This is a genomic window from Bacillus sp. 165, from assembly GCF_017742235.1.
Taxonomy (GTDB): domain Bacteria; phylum Bacillota; class Bacilli; order Bacillales; family Bacillaceae_G; genus JAGHKQ01.
Window position 1 is genome coordinate 61305 of record NZ_JAGHKQ010000006.1, and the last position, 25864, is coordinate 87168.

At 39.2% G+C, this 25864-nt stretch carries 25 protein-coding genes; 2 read left to right on the forward strand and 23 right to left on the reverse strand.

Annotation, left to right across the window (positions count from 1 at the left end; translation table 11 throughout):
* Positions 1-65: 65 nt before the first annotated feature.
* Together J7Q84_RS10975 and J7Q84_RS10980 are read left to right on the forward strand one after the other, a co-directional pair.
* Positions 66-1772: an Rqc2 family fibronectin-binding protein gene (locus J7Q84_RS10975; RefSeq protein ID WP_209094601.1), complete on the forward strand. Its 1707-nt coding sequence runs from the start codon at positions 66-68 to the stop codon at positions 1770-1772.
* Positions 1773-2059: 287 nt separating this feature from the next.
* Positions 2060-2416, forward strand: coding sequence for an FtsX-like permease family protein (locus J7Q84_RS10980; protein WP_348519849.1), 357 nt, complete (start codon positions 2060-2062; stop codon positions 2414-2416).
* 100 nt (positions 2417-2516) lie between these two features.
* On the opposite strand, the gene J7Q84_RS10985 is transcribed toward J7Q84_RS10980, so the two are convergent.
* From J7Q84_RS10985 to J7Q84_RS11095, 23 genes are all read right to left on the reverse strand, one after another.
* Positions 2517-3170, reverse strand: coding sequence for a YdeI/OmpD-associated family protein (locus J7Q84_RS10985; RefSeq protein WP_209094603.1), 654 nt, complete (start codon positions 3168-3170; stop codon positions 2517-2519).
* Between the two features lie 192 nt (positions 3171-3362).
* Positions 3363-3788 (reverse strand): hypothetical protein, encoded by a 426-nt coding sequence (locus tag J7Q84_RS10990; protein WP_209094604.1) that lies wholly within the window; start codon positions 3786-3788, stop codon positions 3363-3365.
* Between the two features lie 211 nt (positions 3789-3999).
* Positions 4000-4443, reverse strand: coding sequence for a GNAT family N-acetyltransferase (locus tag J7Q84_RS10995; RefSeq protein ID WP_209094605.1), 444 nt, complete (start codon positions 4441-4443; stop codon positions 4000-4002).
* 482 nt (positions 4444-4925) lie between these two features.
* Positions 4926-5300, reverse strand: a complete 375-nt coding sequence (locus J7Q84_RS11000) for a YidH family protein (RefSeq protein ID WP_209094606.1) — start codon at positions 5298-5300, stop codon at positions 4926-4928.
* Positions 5301-5409: 109 nt separating this feature from the next.
* Positions 5410-5709, reverse strand: coding sequence for a rhodanese-like domain-containing protein (locus J7Q84_RS11005; RefSeq protein ID WP_209094607.1), 300 nt, complete (start codon positions 5707-5709; stop codon positions 5410-5412).
* 29 nt (positions 5710-5738) lie between these two features.
* Positions 5739-7391 carry a CoA-disulfide reductase gene (locus J7Q84_RS11010; RefSeq protein WP_209094608.1) on the reverse strand — a complete coding sequence of 551 codons (1653 nt, stop codon included), beginning with the start codon at positions 7389-7391 and terminating at the stop codon, positions 5739-5741.
* A gap of 242 nt (positions 7392-7633) precedes the next feature.
* A complete protein-coding gene (locus J7Q84_RS11015) occupies positions 7634-7930 on the reverse strand; it encodes a rhodanese-like domain-containing protein (RefSeq protein WP_209094609.1) in 297 nt (98 codons plus the stop codon).
* A 20-nt stretch (positions 7931-7950) separates the two neighbouring features.
* Positions 7951-8319, reverse strand: a complete 369-nt coding sequence (locus tag J7Q84_RS11020; protein ID WP_209094610.1) for a rhodanese-like domain-containing protein — start codon at positions 8317-8319, stop codon at positions 7951-7953.
* A 62-nt stretch (positions 8320-8381) separates the two neighbouring features.
* The gene (locus tag J7Q84_RS11025; RefSeq protein WP_209094611.1) at positions 8382-8750 is read right to left on the reverse strand and encodes a sulfurtransferase; all 369 of its coding nucleotides are present in this window, start codon (positions 8748-8750) and stop codon (positions 8382-8384) included.
* Between the two features lie 327 nt (positions 8751-9077).
* Complete coding sequence (locus tag J7Q84_RS11030) at positions 9078-10259, reverse strand: cation:proton antiporter (protein ID WP_209094612.1); 1182 nt, start codon at positions 10257-10259, stop codon at positions 9078-9080.
* 204 nt (positions 10260-10463) lie between these two features.
* Positions 10464-12023 (reverse strand): flotillin family protein, encoded by a 1560-nt coding sequence (locus J7Q84_RS11035; protein ID WP_209094613.1) that lies wholly within the window; start codon positions 12021-12023, stop codon positions 10464-10466.
* 395 nt (positions 12024-12418) lie between these two features.
* On the reverse strand, positions 12419-12937 hold the full coding sequence (locus tag J7Q84_RS11040; protein WP_209094781.1) for a ferritin: 519 nt from the start codon (positions 12935-12937) through the stop codon (positions 12419-12421).
* A gap of 186 nt (positions 12938-13123) precedes the next feature.
* Entirely contained in the window at positions 13124-13756 is a 633-nt protein-coding gene (gene pyrE, locus J7Q84_RS11045) for an orotate phosphoribosyltransferase (protein ID WP_209094614.1), read from the reverse strand.
* On the reverse strand, positions 13753-14469 hold the full coding sequence (gene pyrF / locus J7Q84_RS11050; protein ID WP_209094615.1) for an orotidine-5'-phosphate decarboxylase: 717 nt from the start codon (positions 14467-14469) through the stop codon (positions 13753-13755). The genes pyrE and pyrF overlap by 4 nt, the downstream gene beginning before the upstream one ends.
* Complete coding sequence (locus tag J7Q84_RS11055; RefSeq protein WP_209094616.1) at positions 14441-15382, reverse strand: dihydroorotate dehydrogenase; 942 nt, start codon at positions 15380-15382, stop codon at positions 14441-14443. The genes pyrF and J7Q84_RS11055 overlap by 29 nt, the downstream gene beginning before the upstream one ends.
* On the reverse strand, positions 15379-16158 hold the full coding sequence (locus tag J7Q84_RS11060) for a dihydroorotate dehydrogenase electron transfer subunit (RefSeq protein WP_209094617.1): 780 nt from the start codon (positions 16156-16158) through the stop codon (positions 15379-15381). The genes J7Q84_RS11055 and J7Q84_RS11060 overlap by 4 nt, the downstream gene beginning before the upstream one ends.
* A complete protein-coding gene (carB, locus tag J7Q84_RS11065) occupies positions 16155-19367 on the reverse strand; it encodes a carbamoyl-phosphate synthase large subunit (protein ID WP_209094618.1) in 3213 nt (1070 codons plus the stop codon). The genes J7Q84_RS11060 and carB overlap by 4 nt, the downstream gene beginning before the upstream one ends.
* Positions 19352-20452: a carbamoyl phosphate synthase small subunit gene (locus J7Q84_RS11070; protein ID WP_209094619.1), complete on the reverse strand. Its 1101-nt coding sequence runs from the start codon at positions 20450-20452 to the stop codon at positions 19352-19354. The genes carB and J7Q84_RS11070 overlap by 16 nt, the downstream gene beginning before the upstream one ends.
* The gene (locus J7Q84_RS11075; RefSeq protein ID WP_209094620.1) at positions 20449-21735 is read right to left on the reverse strand and encodes a dihydroorotase; all 1287 of its coding nucleotides are present in this window, start codon (positions 21733-21735) and stop codon (positions 20449-20451) included. The genes J7Q84_RS11070 and J7Q84_RS11075 overlap by 4 nt, the downstream gene beginning before the upstream one ends.
* Positions 21719-22633: an aspartate carbamoyltransferase catalytic subunit gene (locus J7Q84_RS11080; RefSeq protein ID WP_209094621.1), complete on the reverse strand. Its 915-nt coding sequence runs from the start codon at positions 22631-22633 to the stop codon at positions 21719-21721. The genes J7Q84_RS11075 and J7Q84_RS11080 overlap by 17 nt, the downstream gene beginning before the upstream one ends.
* Positions 22634-22790: 157 nt before the next feature.
* Entirely contained in the window at positions 22791-24074 is a 1284-nt protein-coding gene (locus J7Q84_RS11085) for a solute carrier family 23 protein (protein WP_209094622.1), read from the reverse strand.
* A 126-nt stretch (positions 24075-24200) separates the two neighbouring features.
* Entirely contained in the window at positions 24201-24743 is a 543-nt protein-coding gene (gene pyrR, locus J7Q84_RS11090) for a bifunctional pyr operon transcriptional regulator/uracil phosphoribosyltransferase PyrR (protein WP_209094623.1), read from the reverse strand.
* 205 nt (positions 24744-24948) lie between these two features.
* On the reverse strand, positions 24949-25863 hold the full coding sequence (locus J7Q84_RS11095; RefSeq protein ID WP_209094624.1) for an RluA family pseudouridine synthase: 915 nt from the start codon (positions 25861-25863) through the stop codon (positions 24949-24951).
* Position 25864: the final 1 nt, after the last annotated feature.

The following is a 25864-nucleotide window of genomic DNA, read 5'->3' on the forward strand; positions in this document are numbered from 1 at the left end:
TATTCAGACTCGTCCTAAAACATGCTATAATTAAACATCAATTGTAGTAGAAAGGGGTGTAATAAATGTCTTTTGACGGTTTATTTACACGAGCAATCACAGATGAGCTAAACATAGTAGAAACCGGACGTATTTCAAAAATCTATCAGCCGTCCAAATATGAGATTCTTTTACATATACGAGCAAAAGGAACAAACCAGAAGCTACTTCTTTCTGCGCATCCCACCTATGCACGCTTACATATCACTGCACAAAGTTACGATTCTCCTTCTGTACCTCCAATGTTTTGCATGTTGCTTCGCAAGCATTTGGAAGGCGGGGTTATTGAAAAGATTGAACAGGTGGACTTAGAACGCATCGTCCATATTACAATTCGCAGCCGCAATGAAATCGGCGATGAATCTTACAAAACATTAATTATCGAAATCATGGGACGCCATAGTAATATCATCTTGATTGATGCACAAACCGGAACCATTTTGGACAGCATCAAGCATTTATCACCAGCCGCTAACCGTCATCGTACGGTACTGCCAGGATATTCATATATCGCACCGCCGCCGCAGCATAAGGTGAATCCTTTCGATATTGAAACTCAAGAAGAGTTTTTAAGAAAGCTCGACTTTCTGGCAGGGAAAATGGATAAACAACTAGTGAATACATTCGCAGGACTTTCTCCATTATTTTCAAAAGAAGTAACAGAAACTGCCGGTCTGATAAACGAACAAACACTGCCAAATGCTTTTTTTACGCTTCTTTCGTTCATAAAAGAACGCCGGTATACCCCAACTATCTCAAAACATGAAGGGAAAGAGCATTTTTATATGCTGTCTCTTACTCATTTAAAAGGAGACAAAAAAATATTCGCTACACTTAGCGAAATGCTTGACCGCTTTTTCTTTGGCAAAGCAGAACGGGATAGGGTAAAACAGCAGGCTCATGATTTGGAAAAATTTATTCAAAATGAGTTAGCAAAAAATGAAAAGAAACTCAAAAAGCTTACACAAACTCTGCAAGATGCCGAAAAGGCAGATCGCTTTCAGCTGTACGGGGAACTGTTGACAGCCAATATGTATGCCATGCAGCGAGGACAAAAGGAAATTGAGGTAATTAATTATTACGATGAAAATAACGGGACTGTCCTGATTCCATTGAATCCGTTAAAATCCCCCTCCGATAATGCACAAAACTATTTTCAGAAATACCAAAAAGCTAAAAATTCTGTTGCGATTATGCACGAGCAAATTGAAAAAACAGAGGAAGAAATTAATTATTTCGATGGTTTACTACAGCAAATGGAGTCTGCTTCTCCAAAAGATATAGAAGAAATTCGCGAAGAGCTTGCAGAAGGAGGCTATATTCGCAGACGAATGAAGGCTCAAAAAAAGCAAAAACCTTCCAAACCTGTATTTGATACATATTTATCCACAAACGGAGTCGAAATTTTAGTAGGTAAAAACAACAAACAAAATGACTATTTAACAACAAAGCTGGCAAAACGCGATGAAATTTGGCTTCACACAAAGGATATACCGGGTTCTCACGTTCTCATACGTTCTACAGAGCCAGATGAACAAACATTATTAGAGGCTGGAATACTAGCTGCCTACTTTAGCAAAGCCAAGGAATCTAGCTCTGTTCCTGTCGATTATACAAAAATTCGCCATGTTAAAAAACCGAGCGGTGCAAAGCTTGGCTTTGTGACATACGATAACCAGCAAACACTATACGTAACCCCTAGTGAAGATGTAGTAATAAAATTAAAAAAATAGTCTCCTTCTTCACTCTTTAAACTGTTCTTTAAAAACGGGACCTATATGAAAACCAGACTGTCTGTCCTTTGTAGAGTACAAGGGACAGACAGTTGAATTATTCTAAGATTTGCATTGCTAGAGACTTTTATAAATGGAAATCTTCACTGTTCTAATGAGCGAAAAACATTTCCAGCATAGAACTCCCCTATTGCGGCAGACTCGCCATTACTGGATTTAAACAAATGTTACAGCCTTTAAATTATCGAATAGCTGCAATCGCTATGGTCGCGTGAATTATTTCCATCATTATTATTTACATTTTAATATCTTTGATGATTGAGGAAAATTCTTTTAAAATAGCACTCCTAAAAGTCTTCAGGTATAGTGATTTCAGCATTAGAAAGCTGATGATAGGCTATAATCTATGGTTTATTATCCTTGATTTTTTAATCGGTATTCCTGTAACCTTCATATCCAATTCTTCATTTATGAATTCCATTACTGCCGATATGCATTTGACGCTCCCTGTAAAAGTGAATTGGACTAGTGTTCTCATTAATTTTATTATCTTAATCGCAGCCTATTATATTTCTATTTGGCTTAATCATAAAAAATTGAAAAGCATTCACATGATGGAAGCAATTAACCGAAGTTCAGAATAAAATAATACTTGGCATTTAGGTTAATATACCTAGACAACAACTAAGGGCGCTGTTCTATCATAGAGAAAGCGCCCTTTTTTATAAGCTGAATACGTTTACTTTATTTCTTCTTCCGACGGAATAAATCGATAGTTTTGTACCCCTGTGAAAGAATCTCAACCATTTGTTGTTGACGTTTATTTCTTGTTTGTTGTTGCTTGGCGGAGAATATGTACCGTGCCCAGTCTTTTTGATATCCAGGTGTTAAACTTTGATAAAATGCAAGTTCATTTGGTTGATCTGCTAATAAGGTCTCCACATCCTTTACTTTATCCTCATAATCCGCAACGCAGTGACTAGTATCGGATGTTTTGCTCACTTTCTTTTTTTCACGCTTTAAGCCTATAACCGTGAACACATCATCCATGCTTACCATCCGTGAGAACTTGAGATCACTTTTACCTATGTGTCCATCCTCTCCTACCTGCATAGCTGGAAAAATTCCATCTCTGTGAACAAAGGTTTTGTAGCGAGAGTTACCTTTTTTGGGATAGGCAAAAAACACATAGCCTTTCTCAAGTAAAAGCTGTTCATCATTAAGAATACGGTGTGTATATGCAACCATTTCATCAAGTGTTTTCACAAAAATAAAAATAGCATCATGGTTCTTGGAAAGGAAATTCCTTTGCTCAGTAAAAACATCGTAATCATCTGGCTGATTGATCACGGTCATATTAGCGTATTTATTTAGCTTTAATTTATCAATAATTGTCATCACAGGCTCCTTAGTTTAAATTTTTCTATTTGCTGACCATTTCCCATACAGACAAATATTTCTTTCGGATGTACGAAAATACTTATATATTTAATTAGCAAGCCCTAGTAACACCTTCCATTGGCATTGCGATCGGCTCTTTTGGATTCCTTATTTTTTATCACAGTACGAGAATAGATCCTTCTATTAAAATCATCTTGATATTATCTTGTAATCCTCTGTCACAATAATTGTAATATCATGAGTAGTAGCATATTCTATAAGCTCTCCATAAATAGTGTCCGGAGTAAAGTTAATAATTCGCAGGCTCATTCCCTTATTCAATTTCACAATAGTTCCTTTAGTTACCCAACCAAACCGAGCGAACTTCATTTGAGCAATTTGATTCGCATACACATCTTTTTTAAATACAGGTATCCGCATAAAGTATATTTGATACGTTATGTAGCCTTTCTCAATTCGAACCGTATAGTGTATACACATTCCGATTAAAACGAATAGAGAACCTATAATGTTTAAATACAGTAGTGAACCACTCGAAATATGCAAATATGATATTGCATTTATTAAAAATAATGCTGCTAATACTCCTCTTTGACTTTTTCCCTTGTAAACCAAAAAACTCCCCCTTACATGCGTATATGAAGTTCACCACTGCATAAAATTTCGCAGAAATAAATGATTTGGTTTTGAATCAATGGCTGCAACGATGTTTTTCATCCTATCTTCTGCCATACTGTTATGCACACTCCAATATAAAGAATATTACAAAAATAAAAAACGGTTTGTCACCAAAATTTACTGTCGAATATTTATAACAGAAAAGTTCTTATACCAATGGTTTCACCATTGTAAAAAAACTGCTCCCAGGTGGATAATCTTTAATTTCACCTACAACTTTATATCCTTTTACTTCATAAAAAGAACGTGCTTGAAATTCAAAAGTCCTTAACAATGCCTTCGTTGCACCTTTTTCCTTTGCAATTTCTTCTAATCTGTCCAGTAATCTTCCGCCTAAGCCTTTCCTCCGAAATTCCTCCTTAAACCAAAAATCATTAATTTCTACCCAATCCCAATACACCTCTGCACTTATCCCGCCAATCCATTGCTTCGTATCATCGGATACTATAATATTTATTGGGCGTACAGCCCCTTCCTTTCTTATTTCTTTATGATGAAACGAGTGTTTGTTATTAAACTCTTTTATCTTAGTTTTTAAGTAAGTTGAAAATTCTTCATGATTTCCCAATAAAACTTCTATATTATAATCCATCTCATCGCTCCTTCATTTAATTCCTTTGCCTATATTATAATGCTTTATTTTCTTATGTAGCTCTTTACATCGTTGAGCCTCTGACAGCTCAGAAGATAATACTACCTGCTGTTTCTTTACTTTTCACCTTAGTTCCTGCCTCGATTGATATCAAAAATACGACTGAAACAGCATAATTCAACCGTATTTTTGATTATAACTATACTATCATATCAATTGTTCCTGCAAAGTTCTTGCTTTTCTCATTCTACAAAGTGGTCACCCAGCATATGATTTATATCCTCTTACGTAATACTACACTATTGAAATTCAACTCTCTTCTTAATAAACGGAATTATCTTAGATGTTCAATAATTACTCCTCTAACATATATTGTGACAATCTCCTATAAACCGAGCCTCCCATGTCCTTTTTAAAAATCTGATATTTTCCCCATTTTTGCTATCCAGCTTACAAGATCATCTTCTGCTCACGTAATATCGTTAAATAATAAAGAAAAACATACCTATCATTACAACAATTAACATAATACAAACAGATAATAATACAACAATCCCAGTCGCAGATCGAAAGGTTTGCTCATTAATATTTTTTCGTTTTTTAAGATAATCTAAAGTTGAACCTAGCATAATAGTAATCCCAGTAACTACAGATAAAATCCCTATACCATCAGAAATTAGTTGTTTAGCCTCCGTAAGGGATGTCCGCATGGCATAGTGTAAATTTGTAATTAAAAATCCAATACCGATTATTGCAATGGATGTACGAATCCAAGCTAAATAGGTACGCTCATTCGCCAGATGCTGTTGAATATAATTAGAATCTATCGTCTTCTCGTTTTTTTTAGCCGCTTCCATATTTTTCTCCCCCGCTCTGTACTAATATTTAACACCATTAACCTTATTATATACCTATATGGGTATATAATGAACAAAAAGAAACGGTAAAGGATAATCCCTTACCGCTTTATTCTGTTTCTCCCTTCCATGCAGACATACCCCCTAACATATTATGCACCCTATAACCATGGGAGGCTAAATATTCAGATGCCCTTTGACTTCTTCCTCCAGCATGACAAACAATCACATATTCTTTCGTTGAATCAAGCTCATTGGTTCGATTTTCCAATTCACCTAATGGAATATGCTTTGCACCTGGAATTTTCCCTTCTTGTACTTCCTCTAACTCACGAACATCTATAATATTTTTCTTTTCTCCGCTTTCCAAGATTCTCTGCAATTCATCTGCCGTAACTGTTTTATACATTATATTTCCTCCATTTTCTATGAAATGATCTATGCATGATTCGGAAATGCAGTAGAATACAGCTTATAACCGCCATCTAAGTTTTTAACTTTATATCCGTGCTGCGTTAATATACGCGACGCTAAATAACCTCTCATACCGAGCTGACATGTCACATACAACTCTTTATCTTTTGGTACTTCATCTAGACGATCCCGCAATTCATCTAGCGGTATATTAACAGATCCATTTATTTTCCCTTGCTCTAATTCATACGGCTCCCGAACATCGATTAAATACCCGCCCTTTTTAATTAATTCGTCAATTTCATGCCATTGAACGTTTTCTACCAATCCTTCTATAACATTAGAAGCCGCATAGCCTACTAAGTTTACAGGATCTTTTGCTGAAGAATATGGGGGAGCATAAGCAAGCTCTAAATCAGGTAAATCCGTAGCTTTTAATCCAGCTCGAATTGCGGTTGCAAGTACGTCTATCCGTTTATCTACTCCGTCTCTTCCTACACATTGAGCCCCGTATATCTTCCCTGTATCCTTACAAAATAATAGCTTAATTAAAATAGGATGTGCACCCGGGTAGTAGCCTGCATGAGAGTTGTACTGAACATGTACTGTCTCAAACGGAATATCCAATCGTCTTAACACTTTTTCATTGTTTCCGGTTGCAGCTACTGTAGTTTCAAACACTTTAACGATAGATGTTCCCATTGTACCAGGATATGAAGCTTTTCTACCGTTAATCGTGTCAGCAACCATACGCCCTTGTCTGTTTGCAGGCCAAGCAAGCGGAATCATTGTGTCTCCGCCATTGATATAATCTTTTACTTGAATTGCATCTCCTACAGCATAGATGGATGGATCATCTGTTTGAAGAAATTCATTTACCTTCATCGTACCTCGAATACCTAAAGGCAAGCCTGCTTCTTTTGCTAGTGTGCTTTCTGGTTGAACTCCAATTGATAAAACAATCATATCAGTTTCCAATCTTTTTCCACTTTTTAAAAAGACTGAAGCACCGTTGTTTTCAAAGGAGTCAATTCCGTCCTCTAAAATAAGATCTATTCCTTTTTCACTGAGAAGCTTGTGTACCCCTGCAATCATTTCAAAATCTATAGGGGGCATAATTTGATTGGCCATTTCGACCAGCATCACATGTATCCCACGCTCATGTAGGTTCTCCGCCATCTCTACCCCAATAAACCCTCCTCCGATTACTACAGCTTTTTTCGGCTTCTGCTGATCGACAAATTCTTTTATACGATCTGTATCGGGAATGTTACGTAACGTAAATATATTATTCGCTTCATGTATTCCAGAAAGAGGAGGCGTAATTGGGTTGGCTCCTGGTGAAAGGATAAGCGTATCATACGACTCTTCATACACTTCGCCTGTTTGTAAATTTTTCGCAGAAATCGTCTTAGCATCACGATTGATACTGACCACCTCTGTCATTACTCTGATGTCTAATTTAAACCTCTTAGACATTTTTTCTACCGTTTGCACGAGCAGCTTCCCTCTTTCTTGAATGACACCGCCGATATAGTATGGTAAGCCGCAATTGGCAAATGAAATATATTCGCCCCGTTCAAACATGATAATCTCATCTTGTTCGCTAAGCCGACGCAGCCTAGCAGCAGCAGACGCTCCTCCTGCTACCCCTCCCACAATGATAATTTTCTTCATTCTTTCAGCTCCTTTTATAACGTGAAATACTAATATAGTATACCCTTACCTCCATTCGATTATTTTTTAAAATGCTTGTATCTCTCTGCTTTTCACTCAACCAAGGGTTCTGTGAAACAAGAACTGTAACATCTAACATCATTTATTTAACTCCTGTTATTGACATATATATACACTTTTATCCATAAAAAAGACAAGCACCTTGCAAACTGCAGAAGTACTTGTCCTTTGTTACAATAAAACTATTCTATTTTTCCAGTCCAAGCGAGCATCCCCCCGCTCATATTTGCTACATTATATCCGTATCGTTCAAGAAGCTCCGCAGCCCTAAAGCTTCTGCCTCCAGATTGACACACCACAACATACTCTTTGCTTTTCTCTAGCTCATGCATACGAAACTCTAGTAAGCCTAACGGAATATTAATGGCATGAGGAATTTTTCCTGTCGCTACTTCGGCTGCCTCACGCACATCAATGATTGACAATTCTCCCTTTTCATGCAGCCTTGCTTCTATTTCTTTTGCTGTGCATTCTTTCATAAATTGTCCTCCTTCCTAACTTATCTCCAAGTATTCATTCCGCCCGTAACATTTGTTATACTCTTAAAGCCTTGCTTCTTTAACATTTTAGCTGCTCGTTGACTTCTCATGCCGCTCTGGCAAATAACAATAACTTCTTTATTCTGGTCTAGACTGTTTACTTTCTGTGATAGTTGATGAAGCGGGATGTTCTTAAATCCTCGGATATGATTTCCTTTAAATTCTGCAGGAGTACGAACGTCAATATACTGCTTGTCTTGTTTTCCTAGTTCTGTTTTCAAGCCCTCCGTTGTAATGCTTTTGACTCCTTTCGTAGGTAAAAAGCGAGACAAAACAAACCACACGATAAATGCTATAAATACTACGTTTAAAATTGTCCCCATCTCCATCTTAACGACCTCCATTAGTCATATTTTTCATATATTATTCCTTCTAAGGTAAACCTTCTTGCTCATGCACTATATGGATATATTGTTTCTTTAGAATTACATGGACATTCTGTTAAGCTGTAACTCTGTACTTTAAATCCTTTTTTGGTTAAAAAACGTAAACATAGATTACAATCTAATTTATTCCTCGCTACAACATGAATGGGCTGTTTAGGAATTTCATTATAATAACGCGGTAAATACGCATAAGGAATTTGCATTGTACCATCATTGTCTATGCCTTCGTCATTATAATCCCTGATATCGAGTATAATCACATCTTTAGTCGTCTGGATGTGCTGATGAACACATGGAACGCTGCGAACAGGAAAATAACGTCTATAAAGCATAACTGCAACTAACGTTATAAATGAAGTTAAAATATAAATCATATTCACCGCCATCTTAAAGTAATATTGTTGGTTACGAATTTTATTATATACCCCCGTTGGTATATAATCAAGTTTTTTTATGCTATAAAATACACATAAAAAATGTGCAAAGTTAAGGCTGCCCGTTTTATATACACTTCCTTATCCCCTAACATAAAATGCATAAAAAACTATTGTCCATTTTCTTTCTTCTATACCGTCGCTCCCTCATATATTAACAGCACAAATACGCTCAAACATTCACAATATTTAACATTTTAAAAACCAAAAAACCTGCTCTGATACAGCAGGGTTTTTTGGTTTCCTTTTACAATATTTAGTCATTGTTTATTTCACTCGAAGAACAGTAACTAATTTCTTGAGTGTAGTGCCCTGGCCTAACAATGAAAAGACAACATTGCTGAATGTCAGTGCCAAAAGGAGCTCTCTCCCTTCAAAGCTGGGTGACACGCTTAATATAAGTGCAATGGAAAGAGATCCTTTTAACCCGCCCCATGCAATGACGTGCTTCCAAGCCAGGGGAATGCTTTTATCCAATGTAAGGCTTCCATACACAGCGACACATCTTGCAAAAATTACGATGGCAATGCTTCCTACAATAATAAAGCCTTTGTCTAAAAAGTTGATACTTCCCACTTCGAGTCCAACCATAAGAAAAATAAGAGAATTAGATATGAATGCAATTACTTCCCAAAATGAATCCATTTTTTCAAGTGTCAAATCAGACATCCCGATGTTTTTTCCATATGTACCAAGTATTAGTCCCGCTGTCACTACGGCGATAACTCCCGATAGATGAAAATGTTCTGCAAGCTCGAATGCTCCATAAAATACAATAATGGATAGTCCAATTTCTACTAGATACTGATCGATTCTAGAGGTAATACGGGAAGCTAAAAATCCACATACACCTCCAATCAAAAGTCCACCGCTCACTACTTTAACGAACTCTACTGAACCATGCAATACCCCGGAAAATGTCAAAACAGTTGTGACAAGAGCAATTTTAAATAATACAACCGCTACTCCATCATTCGCCAAGCTCTCCCCTTCTACAATGATGGATAAGCGTTTATTTAACCCCATTGACTTAAAAATGCTTAATACCGAAACAGGATCTGTCGCAGCCATCAATGCTCCAAAAATCAAAGCCTGCTGCAGAGTCAGCTTCAATATAAAATAGCTTAAAGTGGAAACTATCAAAAAGGTTAAAAAGGTTCCTAAGAAAGCCAATAATATAATTGGTTTTTTATTCTTTTTCAACTCGTCAATCGGCAGCTTAAGAGCCGCGTCGCCTAACAAAGCTGACAGGAAAATCAAAATGATTGTTGTTTGAAATATATGATCGCTTGCAGCAAATCCCTTCACTTCGTCTAAGGCAGGAATCGGTGTTATCCCGATGATTAACCCAACAACTACTAGTAAAGTCGGATACGGCTGTTTTAATTTTTCTGCAACAAATACTGTACCAACAGCAATTGCTAATAAAATAATCCAGTATTGCGTCATTATGTTCCTCCTTTCCACTGACTCTTTTAGTAAGCATTACACTTTCTCATACGGTATCATTTTAGAATAAGAACGAAACAGTTCATACTGAGCATGCTCTTCCTAAAGCTAAGTGATTTGTTGTAATTATAGGAGCAATACTCGTATATTGCTCCTGTACATTTTTGTTCTCTATGTTACAATTCCCTCTGATTTTATAATTATTTACTCTTGTATAATATTGCTTGTATTTACAGATTGAGTCGTATCAACTTTTTTATGCGCATCAGTAAGAATATTTCGCTTCCCAGCGAAGCTTTCCAATAGCTCTTTTACATCTATACCTGAAGATGTCTTTAACGTTTCTTGAAGAGACGCCATCAAATCCGTTGCATATCCAGTTATTTTTCCAGCCCCACCATTTTTGCCGCTACCTGTATCCACAACAGTAATCTTCTCAATATTGCCAAGCGGGCTTGCAATTTCTTTCGCATATTCCGGTAGCATGCGTAGTACCATATCCATTGTAGCAGCCTGACCATACAGCTCAAACGCTTCTGCAATTTTACGTTTTGCTTCTGCTTCTGCAAGACCCTTCATCTTGATAATATCCGCTTGTGCAAGACCTTTTGCTTTTTCTGCTTCTGCTATTGCTATACCTTGTGCTTTTTCAATTTCTGCTTTGGCTAATCCCTCTACTCGCACTTCTTCAGCACGTGCCCTTGCTTCTGTTTCAATTTTATATTGCTCCGCCTCTGCTTTTTTCATTTGTTTTACCTTTTCTGCTTCTGCAGCCTGCTCTGTTGCATAACGATCAGCATCTGCTTTTTTCTTGACCTCTGCATCATATTGCTTCTCGCGACGGGAAATCTCTTTTTCTTCCAATTCAATTTGCTTTTCACGCTCAATAATTTGTACCCGCATTTGCTCTTGAGTGACATTTTGCTGAGCTTTTGCTTGTTGCAATTGATATGCCAAATCTGCTTCCGCACGTGCCTTTTCTTGCTCTCGCTTGTAAGCTTGCACCTTCAGCTCTTTCTCTTTTTCTGCTTCCGCAATTTGCGCATCACGTTGATATTCAGCCTCTTTTGCTTCTTTTTCTGCACGCGCTGTTTCAATCCTTGCTTCCTTTGCACGTTCTGCGCTGGCCACTGTTGCATCACGCTTGACAGAAGCAATTTGCGGCTGCCCTAAAGCATCCAAGTAGCCATTTCGATCAGAAATTTCCTTAATTGTAAACGAGACAATCCGAAGTCCCATTTTCTTTAAATCCGTTGAGGCTACCTCATGTACTTTCTGAGCGAATTGTTCACGATTACTGTATGCATCTTCCACTGTCATAGAGGAAAGAATGGCACGAAGATGACCCTCAAGCACTTCTTTAGCCTCTGTTTTCAGCTCCTCAGGATTTTTCCCTAAATACTGTTCTGCTGCGGTCGAAACTTCTTCAATTGTCGATCCTACTTTAATGATGGAAACACCGTTTACTGTTACAGGCACACCTTGTTTTGTATAGGTATCACGAGTACCAACCTCTAGTTTATAGTTTAATAAACTAATAGGTTCTGCTTGCTGCATGATAGGGACAACAAATGTGCCTCCGCCGCGAATGATTTTAATTTTCTTTCCATCATCTGTCGTGACAACATTTTTACCGCTGCCCAGCCAACTTCCCGTTACAATTAAAGCTTCATCAGGCCCTACTGTACGATATTTTGTAATAAAAACTAATAAAAGCAATACTAGTATACCTAGCGATACACCGCCAATGATTAATGGAATCATGGCTTTCCCTCCTTTAGATAATGAAATGATTTATGGGAACAAGAGATGTATTGACTTCATCAGTACATCTCTTGAACTTACTTTTTAAAAAATCTAAATTTTCAATCATTAAAACAAACAAAAAGAACCTGCAAACTACAGGTCCTAAAAAACATAGAAGGAGCCTATAGTGACAGGCTCCTCCAAGTGAATCAATTATTTAATTATTCTATTTACAGTATATACCATTTTTTTCTAAAAGTAAATATATAGAAATTATCCAATCGTCCAGTAAATTATCACAAATGTAAGTCGAACTCTACACACGGATGCCCCTGGCTTCGTTGACACTCTATCTATAGAGCTGGTGTTAAAGATTCACAAATAGCCCTTCAGATATGCCTCCGTCAAATAATTTAACCTGCAGGAGGGGTTGCTCCTACACCAGCAGCTCCTCTTTTTCCAAGCTCTTGGTCTACAATTAATAAAGCCGCAGGGTTGTTCTGAGCCAGCTTTAGTCGATCAACAATAGTTTGCGATTGGGCTACTTCATCGATTTGCTCCTTTAAAAACTCTTGTATAATTACTAATGTTTGCGGATCGTTGACTTTATTGACATAGTCGTACGCTTGACGATAGGAGCTGGTTACGAATTGTTCATGCTCCAACACTTTTTGAAATGTATCCAATGGACTGCCAAATTCACTTAATTGTGCTGGTATTGCTTTTACTTCCACCGTTCCACCACGGTCCACCAGATAATCCATCAGCTTTAACATATGCACACGCTCTTCCTCAGATTGCAGCCTTAGCCATGTTCCCATCCCTTTATAATTTAATTTGTTCATATAGTTCGACATCGCCAAATATAACGTTGTAGAGACATGCTCAATTTGAATTAAATTATTAATGAGTTGTTGGATTTGCTCACTAATCACTTTGCATTCTCCTCATAATAGTTTTCAACACTTCATAACTATTACTATTTTCCTCTGGCTCTTTATATTAATACTTTTTGAAATTGATTGCACCTTGTTATTCGTAATTATTGCGTAATGCGGCTGGTACAGATTTATTTTTACTCAACAAAAAAGACTCTTATTTAAGAGTCTCCTTCATCTTTATGCCAGCACCCAAGCTTCATCAGCCGGATTGTTACGCCACTTTGCAAGCTTGCCCATTTCTTCTTCTGTTACCATTCCTTTTTCTGCAGCGACTTCAACTAGCGCAGTATAGTCACTTAGTGAATAGTTTGTAATAGAAGCAGCTTCCAGCTTTTCTTTTCCAGCTTCCAGCTCATATGTGAAAATAGAAACCACACCAAGAACTTCGCAGCCTGCTTCGCGTAATGCTTGTACACATGTAATTGCGCTGCCGCCTGTAGAAATTAGATCTTCTACAACCACGACCTTTTGTCCCTCTGTTACTTTTCCTTCGATTTGGTTTCCTTTTCCGTGTCCCTTTGCCTTACTGCGAACATAGCACATTGGCAAATTCATCAAGTCGCTTACCCAAGCAGCATGTGCAATTCCTGCTGTTGCTGTACCTGCGATAACTTGTACCTCTGGGAAGTGTTCTTGAATTAAGCTTTGCAAGCCCTTGGCTACCTCTTTGCGGATTTCCGGATAGGACAATGTTAAGCGATTGTCACAGTAAATCGGAGATTTGATTCCGGAAGACCATGTAAATGGATTGCTTGGCTGCAAGAAAACTGCACCAATTTCTAGTAAGTGAGATGCGATTGCTTTTTTCATACACGAACACCCTCCCATTGTTTGCTAATCATTTCATATGCAGCCAGCGGATTTTCTGCTTTTGTAATGCTGCGGCCTACTACGATATAGCTGCATCCATTTTCACGCGCTGTTGCTGGTGTTGCTACACGAACTTGATCGTTTACTGCATCAGATGCAAGACGAATGCCTGGAGTCACAGTAAAAAAATGGTCCCCGCATATTTTACGGATGCTCGGCACCTCTAACGTCGAGCAGACTACACCATCTAAACCGCTCTCTTGTGCAAGCTTTGCATAATGAAGAACCGTTTCCTCAAGCGGCTTGTTGATCCATAATTCTTGTTGCATCACTTCTTCTGAGGTGCTTGTTAACTGCGTTACTGCAATACAAAGCGGACGCTTCTTTCCTGCAGCCGTTCCTTCTTCTAATCCCTCTAATGCAGCCTGCATCATCTTTGTGCCGCCTGCTGCATGAACATTTACCATATCTACTTCTAGGCTCGCTAAGCTTCTCATAGCACTTTTAACAGTGTTTGGAATGTCATGAAGTTTTAAATCTAAGAAAATAGAATGTCCTTGTTCCTTTAAGTAGGTAATAATACTTGGGCCTTCTTTGTAAAACAACTCCATGCCTACTTTTACAAACAAAGATTTGCCATTGAACGAGGCAAGAAACTGCTCTACTTCTTTTTTACTTGGAAAATCAAGCGCGACTATTAGCGATTGTGACACGTTTCTTCCAGCTCCTTCCCTGACATTCAGAAATATGCTCATACCCATATTTATCTAACACCTGTGGAAGCTCTTCAATAATTGTCGGACAAACGAATGGATCCACGAAGTTTGCTGTTCCTACCGCTACAGCACTTGCGCCGGCATAGAAAAATTCTAGAACATCTTCTGCCGTTTGCACACCGCCCATACCGATTATCGGAATATTCACCGCCTGGCTCACCTCATGCACCATGCGAACAGCGACCGGTTTTACAGCAGGTCCAGATAATCCCCCTGTACCGTTAGCTAAAATCGGCTGACCCGTTCTCAAGTCCAATCTCATGCCAAGAAGTGTATTAATCATCGTTAAACCATCCGCTCCAGCATTTTCAATTGCTTTGGCAATTTCTACAATGTTTGTCACGTTTGGAGATAGCTTTACGTACACAGGGACCTCTGAAACTTCTTTTACTTTCCTTGTTAGTTCCGCTGCAATTTCAGGAGATGTTCCAAAAGCAATACCACCTTCTTTTACGTTTGGACAAGAAATATTTAATTCTAATGCGTGAACATTTTTTGCTTTGGAAATTTCCTTCGCTACTTGAATGTAATCTTCCGTTTGAGACCCTGCAACGTTTGCAATGATCGGTAAATCAAATTGCTCCAGCCAGCGCAGTTCTTCCTCAATTACTTTATCAAGACCTGGATTTTGAAGTCCAATTGCATTCAGCATGCCGCCCGGTGTTTCTGCCACACGTGGTGTCGGATTGCCAAAGCGCGGCTGTGCAGTTGTTGCTTTAATCATAATGGACCCAAGAACACTTAAATCATAGAGTCCAGCAAATTCACGTCCAAAGCCAAAGCAACCTGATGCTGGCATGATTGGATTTTTCAATGAAAGTCCCGGTAATTCTACTTGTAATCGGTTCATACTACTACCTCCCCAATCGGAAATACCGGTCCGTCGCTGCAGACTTTTTTATAGGAATAGCCATTCGGATCATTTTGCAAATGGCATACACATGCAAAGCAAGCCCCAATTCCGCATCCCATGCGTTCTTCAAGGGAAATAAATCCTCGTCTGTCATGATAACGAGCTTCTAATGCCCGCAGCATTGGAGTTGGTCCGCATGAATATAGTACATCGAATGTTATATCGTACTTCGTTAGTACATCTGTAACAAACCCTTGTGTCCCATGAGTACCATCAACAGTTGCTACATACGTATCTCCAAGAGCAGCGAACTTTTCTTCATAAAATACAGCATCCTTAGACTGAAAGCCGAGCACATGAATAACGCGTACTCCTTTAGCTACTAGCTGCTGAGACAGCTCGTAAAGTGGCGGTACACCGATTCCTCCCCCTACTAAACATGCCGTTTCTCCTTCTTTCGCTTCCTCAACAGGAAAGCCATTTCCTAACGGACCAAGTACATCTACTAATTCCCCTGCTTGACGGCGGGATAGCAGGCTCGTACCTTCTCCTTCGGCACGATACAGCATTGTAAATTGCTTTTTCTCTTTATCTACGTTACAAATACTGATTGGGCGGCGCAACAGAGGGGATGCACCCTCTGTTACTTTTACATGGACAAATTGTCCAGGCTCCCCCATTTGCGCCACAAGCTCGCCTTGCAGAACTAATTCAAAAATATTTGCTGCTATTTCTTGTTGTTTGATGATTGTCATGAGTTCTTTTTGAATCATGAATACACCGCCTCAAGATGCTTGCTTACTGATTTCATTTCATATGCAGAGAAAGTCATAGATTCAAGTACTCGTAAAATTGCTTTTGTTGTATCTAATGATGTTAAGCAAGCTACTCCATTTTCTACAGACTCACGGCGAATGCGGAATCCATCACGGGCAGGCTGCTTTCCTTTTGTTAATGTGTTAATAACAAACTGCGCTTTTCCTTGACGAATGATATCGAGCAGGTTGTAATCTTCTGAATCAATTTTATTTACTACCTGCACCTTAATACCATGCTGCGTCAATGTTCTTGCCGTTCCGTCTGTCGCTAAAATGTTATAACCGATTTCGTAAAAACGTTTTGCGATTTCAATCGATTCTTCTTTATCTTTATCTGCCACTGTAATGATGACAGATCCGTGAGTCGGAATATTAATTCCTGATGCCACGAGACCTTTGTACAGGGCTTTTTCTAGTGTTACATCCTTACCCATTACTTCTCCTGTTGACTTCATTTCCGGACCTAATGTTGTATCAACGGAGCGCAGCTTAGCAAATGAGAATACCGGTGCTTTTACAAACACTTCAGTTGCTTCTGGGTGATAGCCCGTTGCATAGCCTTGACTTTCCAACGTACTCCCTAAGATGACTTTTGTCGCAACATTTGCCATTGGTACCCCTGTAATTTTACTTAAGAATGGTACCGTACGGCTTGAACGCGGATTTACTTCAAGTACATATACTTCATCTTCGAACACTACAAACTGGATGTTCAATAATCCCACAATGTTTAAACCTTTTGCAAGACCGATTGTATAATCAATCAATTTATTTCTAACGGACTCTGTTAAGCTTTGTGGAGGATACACTGCAATGGAGTCACCTGAGTGTACACCTGCACGTTCGATATGCTCCATAATACCTGGAATATATACGTCTTTACCGTCTGAAATTGCGTCTACCTCTATTTCCTTACCAACCATATAGCGGTCAATTAATACAGGATGTTCTGGATTTACTTTTACTGCATTTTCCATGTAGTGCAACAGTTCTTCTTTACGATATACGATCTCCATTGCGCGTCCGCCCAGCACGTAAGATGGTCTTACTAATACCGGATAACCGATTGACTCAGCAATCATAACAGCATCCTCTACATTTGTTGCCGTTTTTCCAAGCGGCTGCGGAATACCTAGTTTTGTTAATGTCGCTTCAAATTTATCGCGGTTTTCTGCACGATCTAAATCTTCTAAAGATGTTCCTAAAATTTTCACTCCGCGCTCTTCTAGCTTCGAAGCAAGGTTGATAGCTGTTTGTCCGCCGAATTGTACAATAACGCCTTCCGGCTGCTCTAGATCGATGATATGCATAACGTCTTCAATCGTTAATGGTTCAAAATACAGCTTGTCGGAAATACTGAAGTCAGTTGAAACTGTTTCAGGGTTATTGTTGATAATGATCGCTTCGTACCCTGCTTCTTTAATAGCCCATACAGAGTGTACTGTAGCATAATCGAACTCTACCCCTTGACCGATACGGATTGGACCTGACCCTAATACAACTACGCTTTTGCGGTCTGTAACGATAGATTCATTCTCATCTTCGTATGTGCTGTAGTAGTACGGTGTAGCTGATTCAAATTCTGCTGCACATGTATCTACCATTTTGTAAACTGGTATAATACCTGATGATTTACGGATTTCATATATTTCGCGTTCTGTTTGGTTCCATAAAGATGCAATATAACGGTCACTGAATCCCATTTCTTTTGCTTTTTTCAAAAGTTCCATGGAGTTTTTATTTTGACGAAGTGTACCTTCCATGTTTACAATGTTTTGTATTTTTTGTAGGAAGAATAAATCTATTTCGCTCCACTCGTGAATTTCTTCAATAGTAACACCTTGGCGAATTGCTTCCGCTACAATGAATAGACGCTCATCATCTGCTTTGGCAATACGTTTTTTCATCGTTTCATGGTCCATATCTTTTAAATGGTCCATCGCTAAATGGTACACACCTAGTTCAAGAGAACGAACTGCTTTTAGAAGCGATTCTTCTAATGTGCGTCCCATTGCCATTACTTCTCCAGTTGCTTTCATTTGCGTTCCGAGAAGACGATTTGCAGATTCAAATTTATCAAACGGCCAACGTGGAATTTTTGCTACCACATAATCTAATGCCGGCTCAAAGCATGCGTATGATGTTTGCGTTACCGGGTTAATGATTTCATCTAATGTTAATCCTACCGCAATTTTTGCTGCCAATTTTGCAATAGGATAACCTGTTGCTTTTGAAGCTAATGCCGAAGAACGGCTTACGCGCGGATTTACTTCGATAACATAATATTGGAAACTGTGCGGATCTAAAGCAAGCTGAACGTTGCAGCCTCCTTCGATTCCAAGTGTACGAATGATTTTCAATGATGTGTTACGAAGCATTTGATATTCACGGTCACTTAATGTTTGGCTTGGTGCTACCACAATGGAGTCCCCTGTATGAACACCTACTGGATCAATATTTTCCATGTTACATACCACGATGGCATTGTCATTTGCATCGCGCATTACTTCGTATTCGATTTCTTTAAACCCTGCAATGCTTTTCTCTAATAAACATTGTGTTACAGGACTATGCTTTAAACCGCTTGATACAATTTCAATCAATTCTTTTTCGTCATGGCAAATTCCGCCGCCCGTACCGCCTAAAGTAAACGCTGGACGAACGATAACTGGATATCCGATTTCGTTTACAAATTCATATGCTTCTTCAAGCGTATGAATTATTGAACTTTCTGGAATCGGCTCATTCAATTCCTTCATTAAATTACGGAATAAGTCACGATCTTCAGCACGCTCAATCGCATCTAGCTTCGTTCCAAGAATTTCCACTCCACACTCTTCTAATATACCTGCTTTTGCAAGTTCAACTGCCATGTTTAAGCCTGTTTGTCCGCCAAGTGTTGGTAAAATTGCATCCGGACGTTCTTTGCGAATAATTCGGCTCACAAACTCTACTGTCAGCGGTTCAATATATACTTTATCTGCCGTTGCCGTATCCGTCATAATGGTTGCGGGATTAGAGTTAACGAGAATAACCTTATATCCTTCTTCTCTCAATGCCTGACATGCCTGTGTTCCTGAATAGTCGAACTCTGCTGCCTGCCCGATGATGATTGGTCCTGATCCGATTACTAAGATTGTATTAATGTCTAAGCGTTTTGGCATAACTCTTCTCCCTCTTTCTTGAAAGTTTCAATCATATTCATAAAGTCTTCAAACAATACATTTGCATCTTCTGGTCCTGGTGATGCTTCTGGATGATATTGCACAGTAAATGCTGGTGCATCTTTATGTTTTAAGCCTTCTACAGTGCCGTCATTTAATGCTATATGTGTAATTTCTAACGGAGTATTTTCGATAGACGCTGCTTCTACTGTATAACCGTGATTTTGGGATGTGATAGCAACTTTACCTGTTTTTAAATGCTTTACTGGATGGTTACTGCCGCGATGACCGAACTTCAGCTTGACAGTATTAGCGCCAGAAGCCAGTGCAAATAACTGGTGACCTAGGCAAATTCCGAATAAAGGTATTTTGCCAACGATCCCTTTAATCATCTCAATTGCTTCTGGTACATCTTTCGGATCTCCAGGTCCGTTAGTTAACATGATGCCATCTGGTTTCAGTCGTAAAATTTCTTCTGCTGTTGTGTTGTATGGCACGACGATAACGTCACAGTTGCGGTTGTTTAATTCTCGTAAAATCCCGTGCTTCATTCCAAAGTCTACTACAACAACACGGTAGCCTCTGCCTGGACTCGGATACGCATCACTTGTTGACACTCGCTTTACATGATCAGTAAACAGTACTGTTGCTCGTAATTCTTCTACCACTTTGTCCACATCTACATCCATTCCGCACAATCTGCCTTTTAATGTTCCGTGCTGACGAATGATTCGTGTTAATTTTCTCGTATCAATTCCAGAAAGACCTGGAATGTTGCGCTCTTTGAAAAACTGATCCAGTGTTTGTTCGTTACGGAAGTTAGATGGGTGATCACAAAGCTCTTTTACTATAAACCCATGAATAGATGGATTAATGGATTCAAAATCATCACGGTTTATACCGTAGTTTCCAATTAACGGATATGTTAACGTAACAATTTGTCCGCAATAAGAAGGGTCAGACAAAATTTCTTGATAGCCTGTCATCCCTGTATTAAACACGACTTCGCCAGTTTTTTCATTTTCTCCTCCAAATGCTTCTCCTACCAATACTGTACCATCTTCTAAAATCAGTTGTCGTTTCATGCTAGTACACTCCCTTTCTCCCATACAAGCTTGCCGTTTACAAATGTTTTAATTGGCCATCCTTTGCATTGCCAACCTGCAAACGGGGTGTTTTTTCCTTTTGATATGAATGTGCTTGGGTCAATGACATTTTCCTGCTCTAAGTCAATAATTGTTATATCTGCTTTGGCTCCTGTCTTTAAGGTCCCCGATTCTAATCCAAATACATCAGCTGGTTTTTTCGCCATAAAATCTAGCAGCTGCTGCAAGGATAGCAGTCCTTTTTCCACAAAGTGGGTATATAGAAGCGGAAAGGCTGTTTCTAATCCTACAATACCAAACGGTGCACGCTGCATTCCCATTGCTTTTTCATCTGCCGCATGCGGTGCATGATCAGTTGCAATCATGTCAATCGTGCCATCTAGTAATCCCTCAATCAATGCTTTGCGGTCATCACTTCCGCGAAGTGGCGGATTCATTTTAAAATTTGTATCAAGTCCTGGAATATCTTCATCACATAAAATCAGATGATGCGGGGAAACCTCAGCTGTCACACGAATTCCCGCACGCTTTGCGTCACGAACGACACGAACGGATTCCTTTGTACTGATGTGACAGACGTGATAGTGACAATTTGCTGCTTCAGCTAACAATACGTCACGCGCGATATGTACCGATTCACACACGGACGGAATACCGTTTAAATCGTTTTTCTTTGAGAACTCACCTTCATGAACGCTCCCTTTATTAATCAATGTGTTTTCTTCACAATGAGCAACGATTGTCATATCCAATTTTGCTGCACGCTTCATCGCTTCAAGCATCATCGCTGCCGATTGTACTCCTACACCATCATCTGTTAGTGCAAATGCACCTAGCTTTTTTAACGTCTCAAAGTCCGTTAGTTCTGCTCCAGCTTGACGTACAGTAATGGATGCGTACGGTAATACATTTACATGTGCTGTTTCCTCAATGCGCTTTTGCAGTGCTTCCATGTGTTCTGCTGAATCAGGAACAGGCCTTGTATTTGGCATAGCGCAGATGGTTGTAAATCCGCCCTTTGCCGCTGCTAATGATCCTGTCGCAATTGTTTCCTTGTGCTCTCCGCCGGGTTCACGCAAATGAACATGCACATCGATAAAGCCTGGAGACAGTAGCTTGCCTTCTACATCGATAATTTCTACATTTTCTGCTTCAACTGTTTCCGCAATCTCTTGAATGATGCCATCTTTTACCAGCATTTCAATTGATTGCAGCTCTCCTTGCTCATTTACCATTTTTGCATTTTTAAACAAATAGTTCATTTGTAATCCCTCCTAGTACAGATGGTAATGCACGTTTTAAAACTGCCATTCTGACATACACTCCGTTTTCCATTTGCTTGAAAATTCTAGAGCGTTCACATTCTACGAGTTCACTTGCAATTTCTACATCACGGTTTACTGGTGCTGGATGCATGATAATGCTTCCTGCTTTCATTCGTTTTTCTCTCTCTGCGGTAAGTCCATGCTTTTCATGATAATCCTTCATAATATCTGCTGCGAAGGAATCATGACGTTCATGCTGCACCCGCAGAAGCATGATTACATCTGCAATCTCCACTACCTCATCAAGAGGAGCATAGGTGCCGTATGGATTCGTTTCATCCTTCCATTCATCCGGACTTGCAAAGTATACCTGCGCTCCTAGTCTCTTTAATGCTTCGGCATTCGATCGTGCTACACGGCTGTGACGAACATCTCCTACTATAGCAATCTTTAACCCTTGAAATCTTCCAAATTCTTGTTTTATCGTTAATAAATCAAGCAAGCTTTGTGTTGGATGGTTGCCGCACCCGTCACCTGCATTTAAAATTGGGATATTGACTTTTCCCTGCAGTTCATCAAAGTATCGATCATCTTGGTGACGAACCACAACTGCTTTTGTTCCAATCGCTTCTAATGTTTTTATCGTATCGTACAATGTTTCTCCTTTTTGTACGCTTGAAGATTCTGCAGAAAAATTCAGCACATCCAAGCCAAGGCGTTTTTCAGCTACTTCAAAGCTAAACCTTGTTCTTGTACTCGCTTCAAAAAACAAGTTAGCTACGAATGTTTGCTCTTTTACTTTTAATGTTTCTCCGCTCGCAAAATATTCCGCATCGCGTAAGATCTCTGCAATTTCTTCTACGGTTAGCTCGCTCATGGTTAACAAATGATTCATCGTCTTGGCTCCCATCTGTTTTATATAATAAACCAAAAGTATTTTTATAACAATATTTGCATAAAAATACCCTAGTCTTTTTTGAGACTAGGGTGTAAAGGTACGCATAACGTTACACCCTTTTAAGCCTCTCTGGACTTTATTAAAAGGTGGATATTTATGAAGCTTTTTTCAAGGTTTCTTTTTCTGCCTTTTCTTTAGGCAAAATTATGTTTAACGCTACTCCGATAATAGCTGCTAAAGCCATTCCTTCAACTTGGAATGATTTTCCTACATGCAGTACTGCTCCCCCGATTCCGATTACTAGGATTACGGATGAGATAATCAAATTTCGTTTGTTTTCTAAGTTAACTTTATCATCAATCATCATTCTTAAGCCACTAGATGCGATTATTCCAAAGAGCAGAATTGATACACCGCCCATTACAGCTGTTGGAATAGAGCTTATTAATGCTGAAATTTTCCCTATAAATCCAAATGCGATGGCTAACAATGCAGATCCGATGAACAAGTACACGCTGTATGCTCTTGTAATTGCTAACACACCAATATTTTCTCCATATGTCGTGTTTGGTGGTCCGCCTATAAGGGAACCTATAATAGTTGCTACTCCATCACCTAATATTGAACGATGAAGGCCTGGTTTTTGAATCAAATCCCTATTAATGACATTTCCAAGTACAAGCTGGTGTCCGATATGCTCAGAAATGGTTACAAGCGCTACTGGAACCATCAGTAATACTATTTTCCACGAAAGCTCAGGTGTGTATGTGACAAATGGAATTACAAATTCTGGAGTGGCAAACCATTTTGCTTCTTTTATTATTGTGAAATCTACTAATCCGAGAAAGCTTGCATATGTGTATCCACCCACAATTCCAATTAATACCGGAATGATTCCGAAGAATCCTCTTGCGAAGATTGAGCATATAATCATAATGCCTAACGTTACTAATGCTACTGAAAAGTGTGGCAAGCTGTATTTACCATCCGCTCCATTCATCGCCATGCCAACTGCGGTACTTGCTAAAGATAATCCGATTACCATGATTACCGGACCTACTACAACCGGTGGAAGCAAGCGCATAATCCAAGCAGAGCCCGATTTTTTAATGAACAACGCTACTACTGCATACACGAGACCCGCTAAGAAGCTTCCTACCATTGCTGCTCCTGGTCCGCCTGCTGCCTTCGCTGCGATAATTGGTGCAATAAACGCAAATGAAGAACCGAGATAGGCTGGCACTTGTCCTTTTGTAATTAATAAGAAAGCCAGTGTACCAAGTCCGCTTGAAATTAAAGCAACCGCCGGGTTCAAGCCTGTTAAAAATGGTACAAGAACTGTAGCTCCAAACATTGCAAATAAGTGCTGTATACTTAATAAAATCCATTGTCCTGGACGCGGTATTTCATGAACACCTAAAACTTGTTTTTGTTTCATAATAATCCTCCTTTGTGCAATAAAAAAACTCTTTGCGATTGCACAAAGAGTCTAGAATATATGCCGAAAGAAGGCATATGAAACCCAGACCCTTTGGCAGCCTCACGGGACTACATTTAAAAGGGTTTATTTTTCATAAATGCTGACCTTATCTTCTTGATCAATTTCCATTAATGCAACAACGATTCGTTCTGCGCCGGAAGTTGGGATATTTTTGCCAACATAATCCGCTCGTACCGGCAATTCACGATGACCTCTGTCTACAAGAACCGCCAATTGAATTTGTGAAGGTCTTCCGATGTCAATCAATGCATCCATCGCAGAGCGAACTGTACGCCCTGTGTATAATACATCATCGACTAGTACCACTTTCTTATTCGTGATATCAACAGGAATATCTGACCCCTTGACCAATGGTTCATTGTCTTTCGTTTGAAGTGTTAAATCATCACGGTATAGCGTAATATCAAGCTCACCAACCGGAATTATTTTCCCTTCAATTTGTTGAATGCGTTCTGCCAATCGTTTGGCGATAAAAATCCCGCGCGTTTTAATACCAACAAGGATGCAATCTTCTACACCTTTATTTCGTTCGATGATTTCATGACTGATTCTTGTTAACGCTCTGCGGATCATTTGCTCATCTAGCACTACTGCTTTTGCGTCCATTGTATTCACCTCACATCCATTTTCTAACAGTATAGTGAATGTGGAAGAAGGGAATTAAAAAAGTCCTCCCACCAGCGTGAGAGGACTTTAGCGTAAGGGCATACTCCACCCTTGTAAATTTAAACCGCTTCCTTCTCAACCTCACGGGGCTGCGTTAAAGGATCATATACTGTTAAGGATATTATTACACTGGTATAAGATTTTGTCAATATGATTTTCGTAAATACTCTAATAAATCTACCATTTCTTGTGGAATCGGTGCTTCAAACTCTAGGTATTCTCCCGTTCTTGGGTGTGTAAAGCCAAGAACTCCCGCATGAAGGGCTTGTCCTTCAATTGCTAAGGTTTTCTTCGGACCATATTTTGGATCACCCGCAAGAGGATATCCGATGTATTTCATATGAACACGAATTTGATGTGTACGGCCTGTTTCGAGTTGGCATTCAACATATGTAAAATCCTTGAACCGTTCTAACACATGAAAATGCGTAACTGCATGCTTACTGTTCTCCTCTGTTACTGTCATACTTTGACGATCGCTTTTATCGCGGCCGATCGGAGCATCAATCGTTCCTTTATCATGACCGATTACGCCATGTACAATCGCTTTGTAACGGCGTGTAACTGTTTTTTCAACAAGTTGATTGACAAGAGATTCATGTGCCAAATCGTTCTTCGCCACCATTAATAAACCCGACGTATCTTTGTCGATGCGATGCACAATACCAGGACGCATAACACCATTGATGCCTGACAAATCCTTGCAATGGTATAGAAGAGCATTTACTAACGTCCCTGTTACATGCCCTGGGGCAGGGTGAACAACCATGCCGCGAGGTTTATTAACTACAAGCACATCACTATCTTCATAGTAGATATCCAAATCCACCTTTTCCGGCAGCACGTCAAGCGCCTCTGGTTCTGGTATACGGACAATAATGCTGTCTCCTTCTTTCACCTTATAATTTCCTTTTACGGATTGGTCATTTACAGTGACAACACCCTCTTTAATCCATTGTTGCACCTGCGTGCGAGACCATTCTTTATTTACAGTTGACAGCATCTTATCAATTCTCTCCAGATGCTGTTCAGCTATTACCTTTACTTCTAAAACTTCCATT

What these genes read in the sequence shown, in the direction of transcription:
- J7Q84_RS11055 (WP_209094616.1), bottom strand. Translation starts at nt 15,382, where the DNA reads ATGAACCGATTACAAGTAGAATTACCGGGACTTTCATTGAAAAATCCA.
- J7Q84_RS11080 (WP_209094621.1), bottom strand. Translation starts at nt 22,633, where the DNA reads ATGAATCATTTGTTAACCATGAGCGAGCTAACCGTAGAAGAAATTGCA.
- J7Q84_RS11085 (WP_209094622.1), bottom strand. Translation starts at nt 24,074, where the DNA reads ATGAAACAAAAACAAGTTTTAGGTGTTCATGAAATACCGCGTCCAGGA.
- J7Q84_RS10975 (WP_209094601.1), top strand. Translation starts at nt 66, where the DNA reads ATGTCTTTTGACGGTTTATTTACACGAGCAATCACAGATGAGCTAAAC.
- J7Q84_RS11010 (WP_209094608.1), bottom strand. Translation starts at nt 7,391, where the DNA reads ATGAAGAAAATTATCATTGTGGGAGGGGTAGCAGGAGGAGCGTCTGCT.
- pyrE (WP_209094614.1), bottom strand. Translation starts at nt 13,756, where the DNA reads ATGAAAAAAGCAATCGCATCTCACTTACTAGAAATTGGTGCAGTTTTC.
- J7Q84_RS11015 (WP_209094609.1), bottom strand. Translation starts at nt 7,930, where the DNA reads ATGAAAGAATGCACAGCAAAAGAAATAGAAGCAAGGCTGCATGAAAAG.
- J7Q84_RS11095 (WP_209094624.1), bottom strand. Translation starts at nt 25,863, where the DNA reads ATGGAAGTTTTAGAAGTAAAGGTAATAGCTGAACAGCATCTGGAGAGA.
- J7Q84_RS10995 (WP_209094605.1), bottom strand. Translation starts at nt 4,443, where the DNA reads ATGGATTATAATATAGAAGTTTTATTGGGAAATCATGAAGAATTTTCA.
- J7Q84_RS11030 (WP_209094612.1), bottom strand. Translation starts at nt 10,259, where the DNA reads ATGACGCAATACTGGATTATTTTATTAGCAATTGCTGTTGGTACAGTA.
- pyrR (WP_209094623.1), bottom strand. Translation starts at nt 24,743, where the DNA reads ATGGACGCAAAAGCAGTAGTGCTAGATGAGCAAATGATCCGCAGAGCG.
- J7Q84_RS11075 (WP_209094620.1), bottom strand. Translation starts at nt 21,735, where the DNA reads ATGAACTATTTGTTTAAAAATGCAAAAATGGTAAATGAGCAAGGAGAG.
- J7Q84_RS11025 (WP_209094611.1), bottom strand. Translation starts at nt 8,750, where the DNA reads ATGATTTATATTTTAACTTCATTTATAACGTTAGTTGCAGTTATGCTT.
- carB (WP_209094618.1), bottom strand. Translation starts at nt 19,367, where the DNA reads ATGCCAAAACGCTTAGACATTAATACAATCTTAGTAATCGGATCAGGA.
- J7Q84_RS11060 (WP_209094617.1), bottom strand. Translation starts at nt 16,158, where the DNA reads ATGATTCAAAAAGAACTCATGACAATCATCAAACAACAAGAAATAGCA.
- J7Q84_RS11020 (WP_209094610.1), bottom strand. Translation starts at nt 8,319, where the DNA reads ATGGAGATGGGGACAATTTTAAACGTAGTATTTATAGCATTTATCGTG.
- J7Q84_RS11070 (WP_209094619.1), bottom strand. Translation starts at nt 20,452, where the DNA reads ATGAAACGACAACTGATTTTAGAAGATGGTACAGTATTGGTAGGAGAA.
- J7Q84_RS10985 (WP_209094603.1), bottom strand. Translation starts at nt 3,170, where the DNA reads ATGACAATTATTGATAAATTAAAGCTAAATAAATACGCTAATATGACC.
- J7Q84_RS11035 (WP_209094613.1), bottom strand. Translation starts at nt 12,023, where the DNA reads ATGATTCCATTAATCATTGGCGGTGTATCGCTAGGTATACTAGTATTG.
- J7Q84_RS11005 (WP_209094607.1), bottom strand. Translation starts at nt 5,709, where the DNA reads ATGTATAAAACAGTTACGGCAGATGAATTGCAGAGAATCTTGGAAAGC.
- J7Q84_RS11000 (WP_209094606.1), bottom strand. Translation starts at nt 5,300, where the DNA reads ATGGAAGCGGCTAAAAAAAACGAGAAGACGATAGATTCTAATTATATT.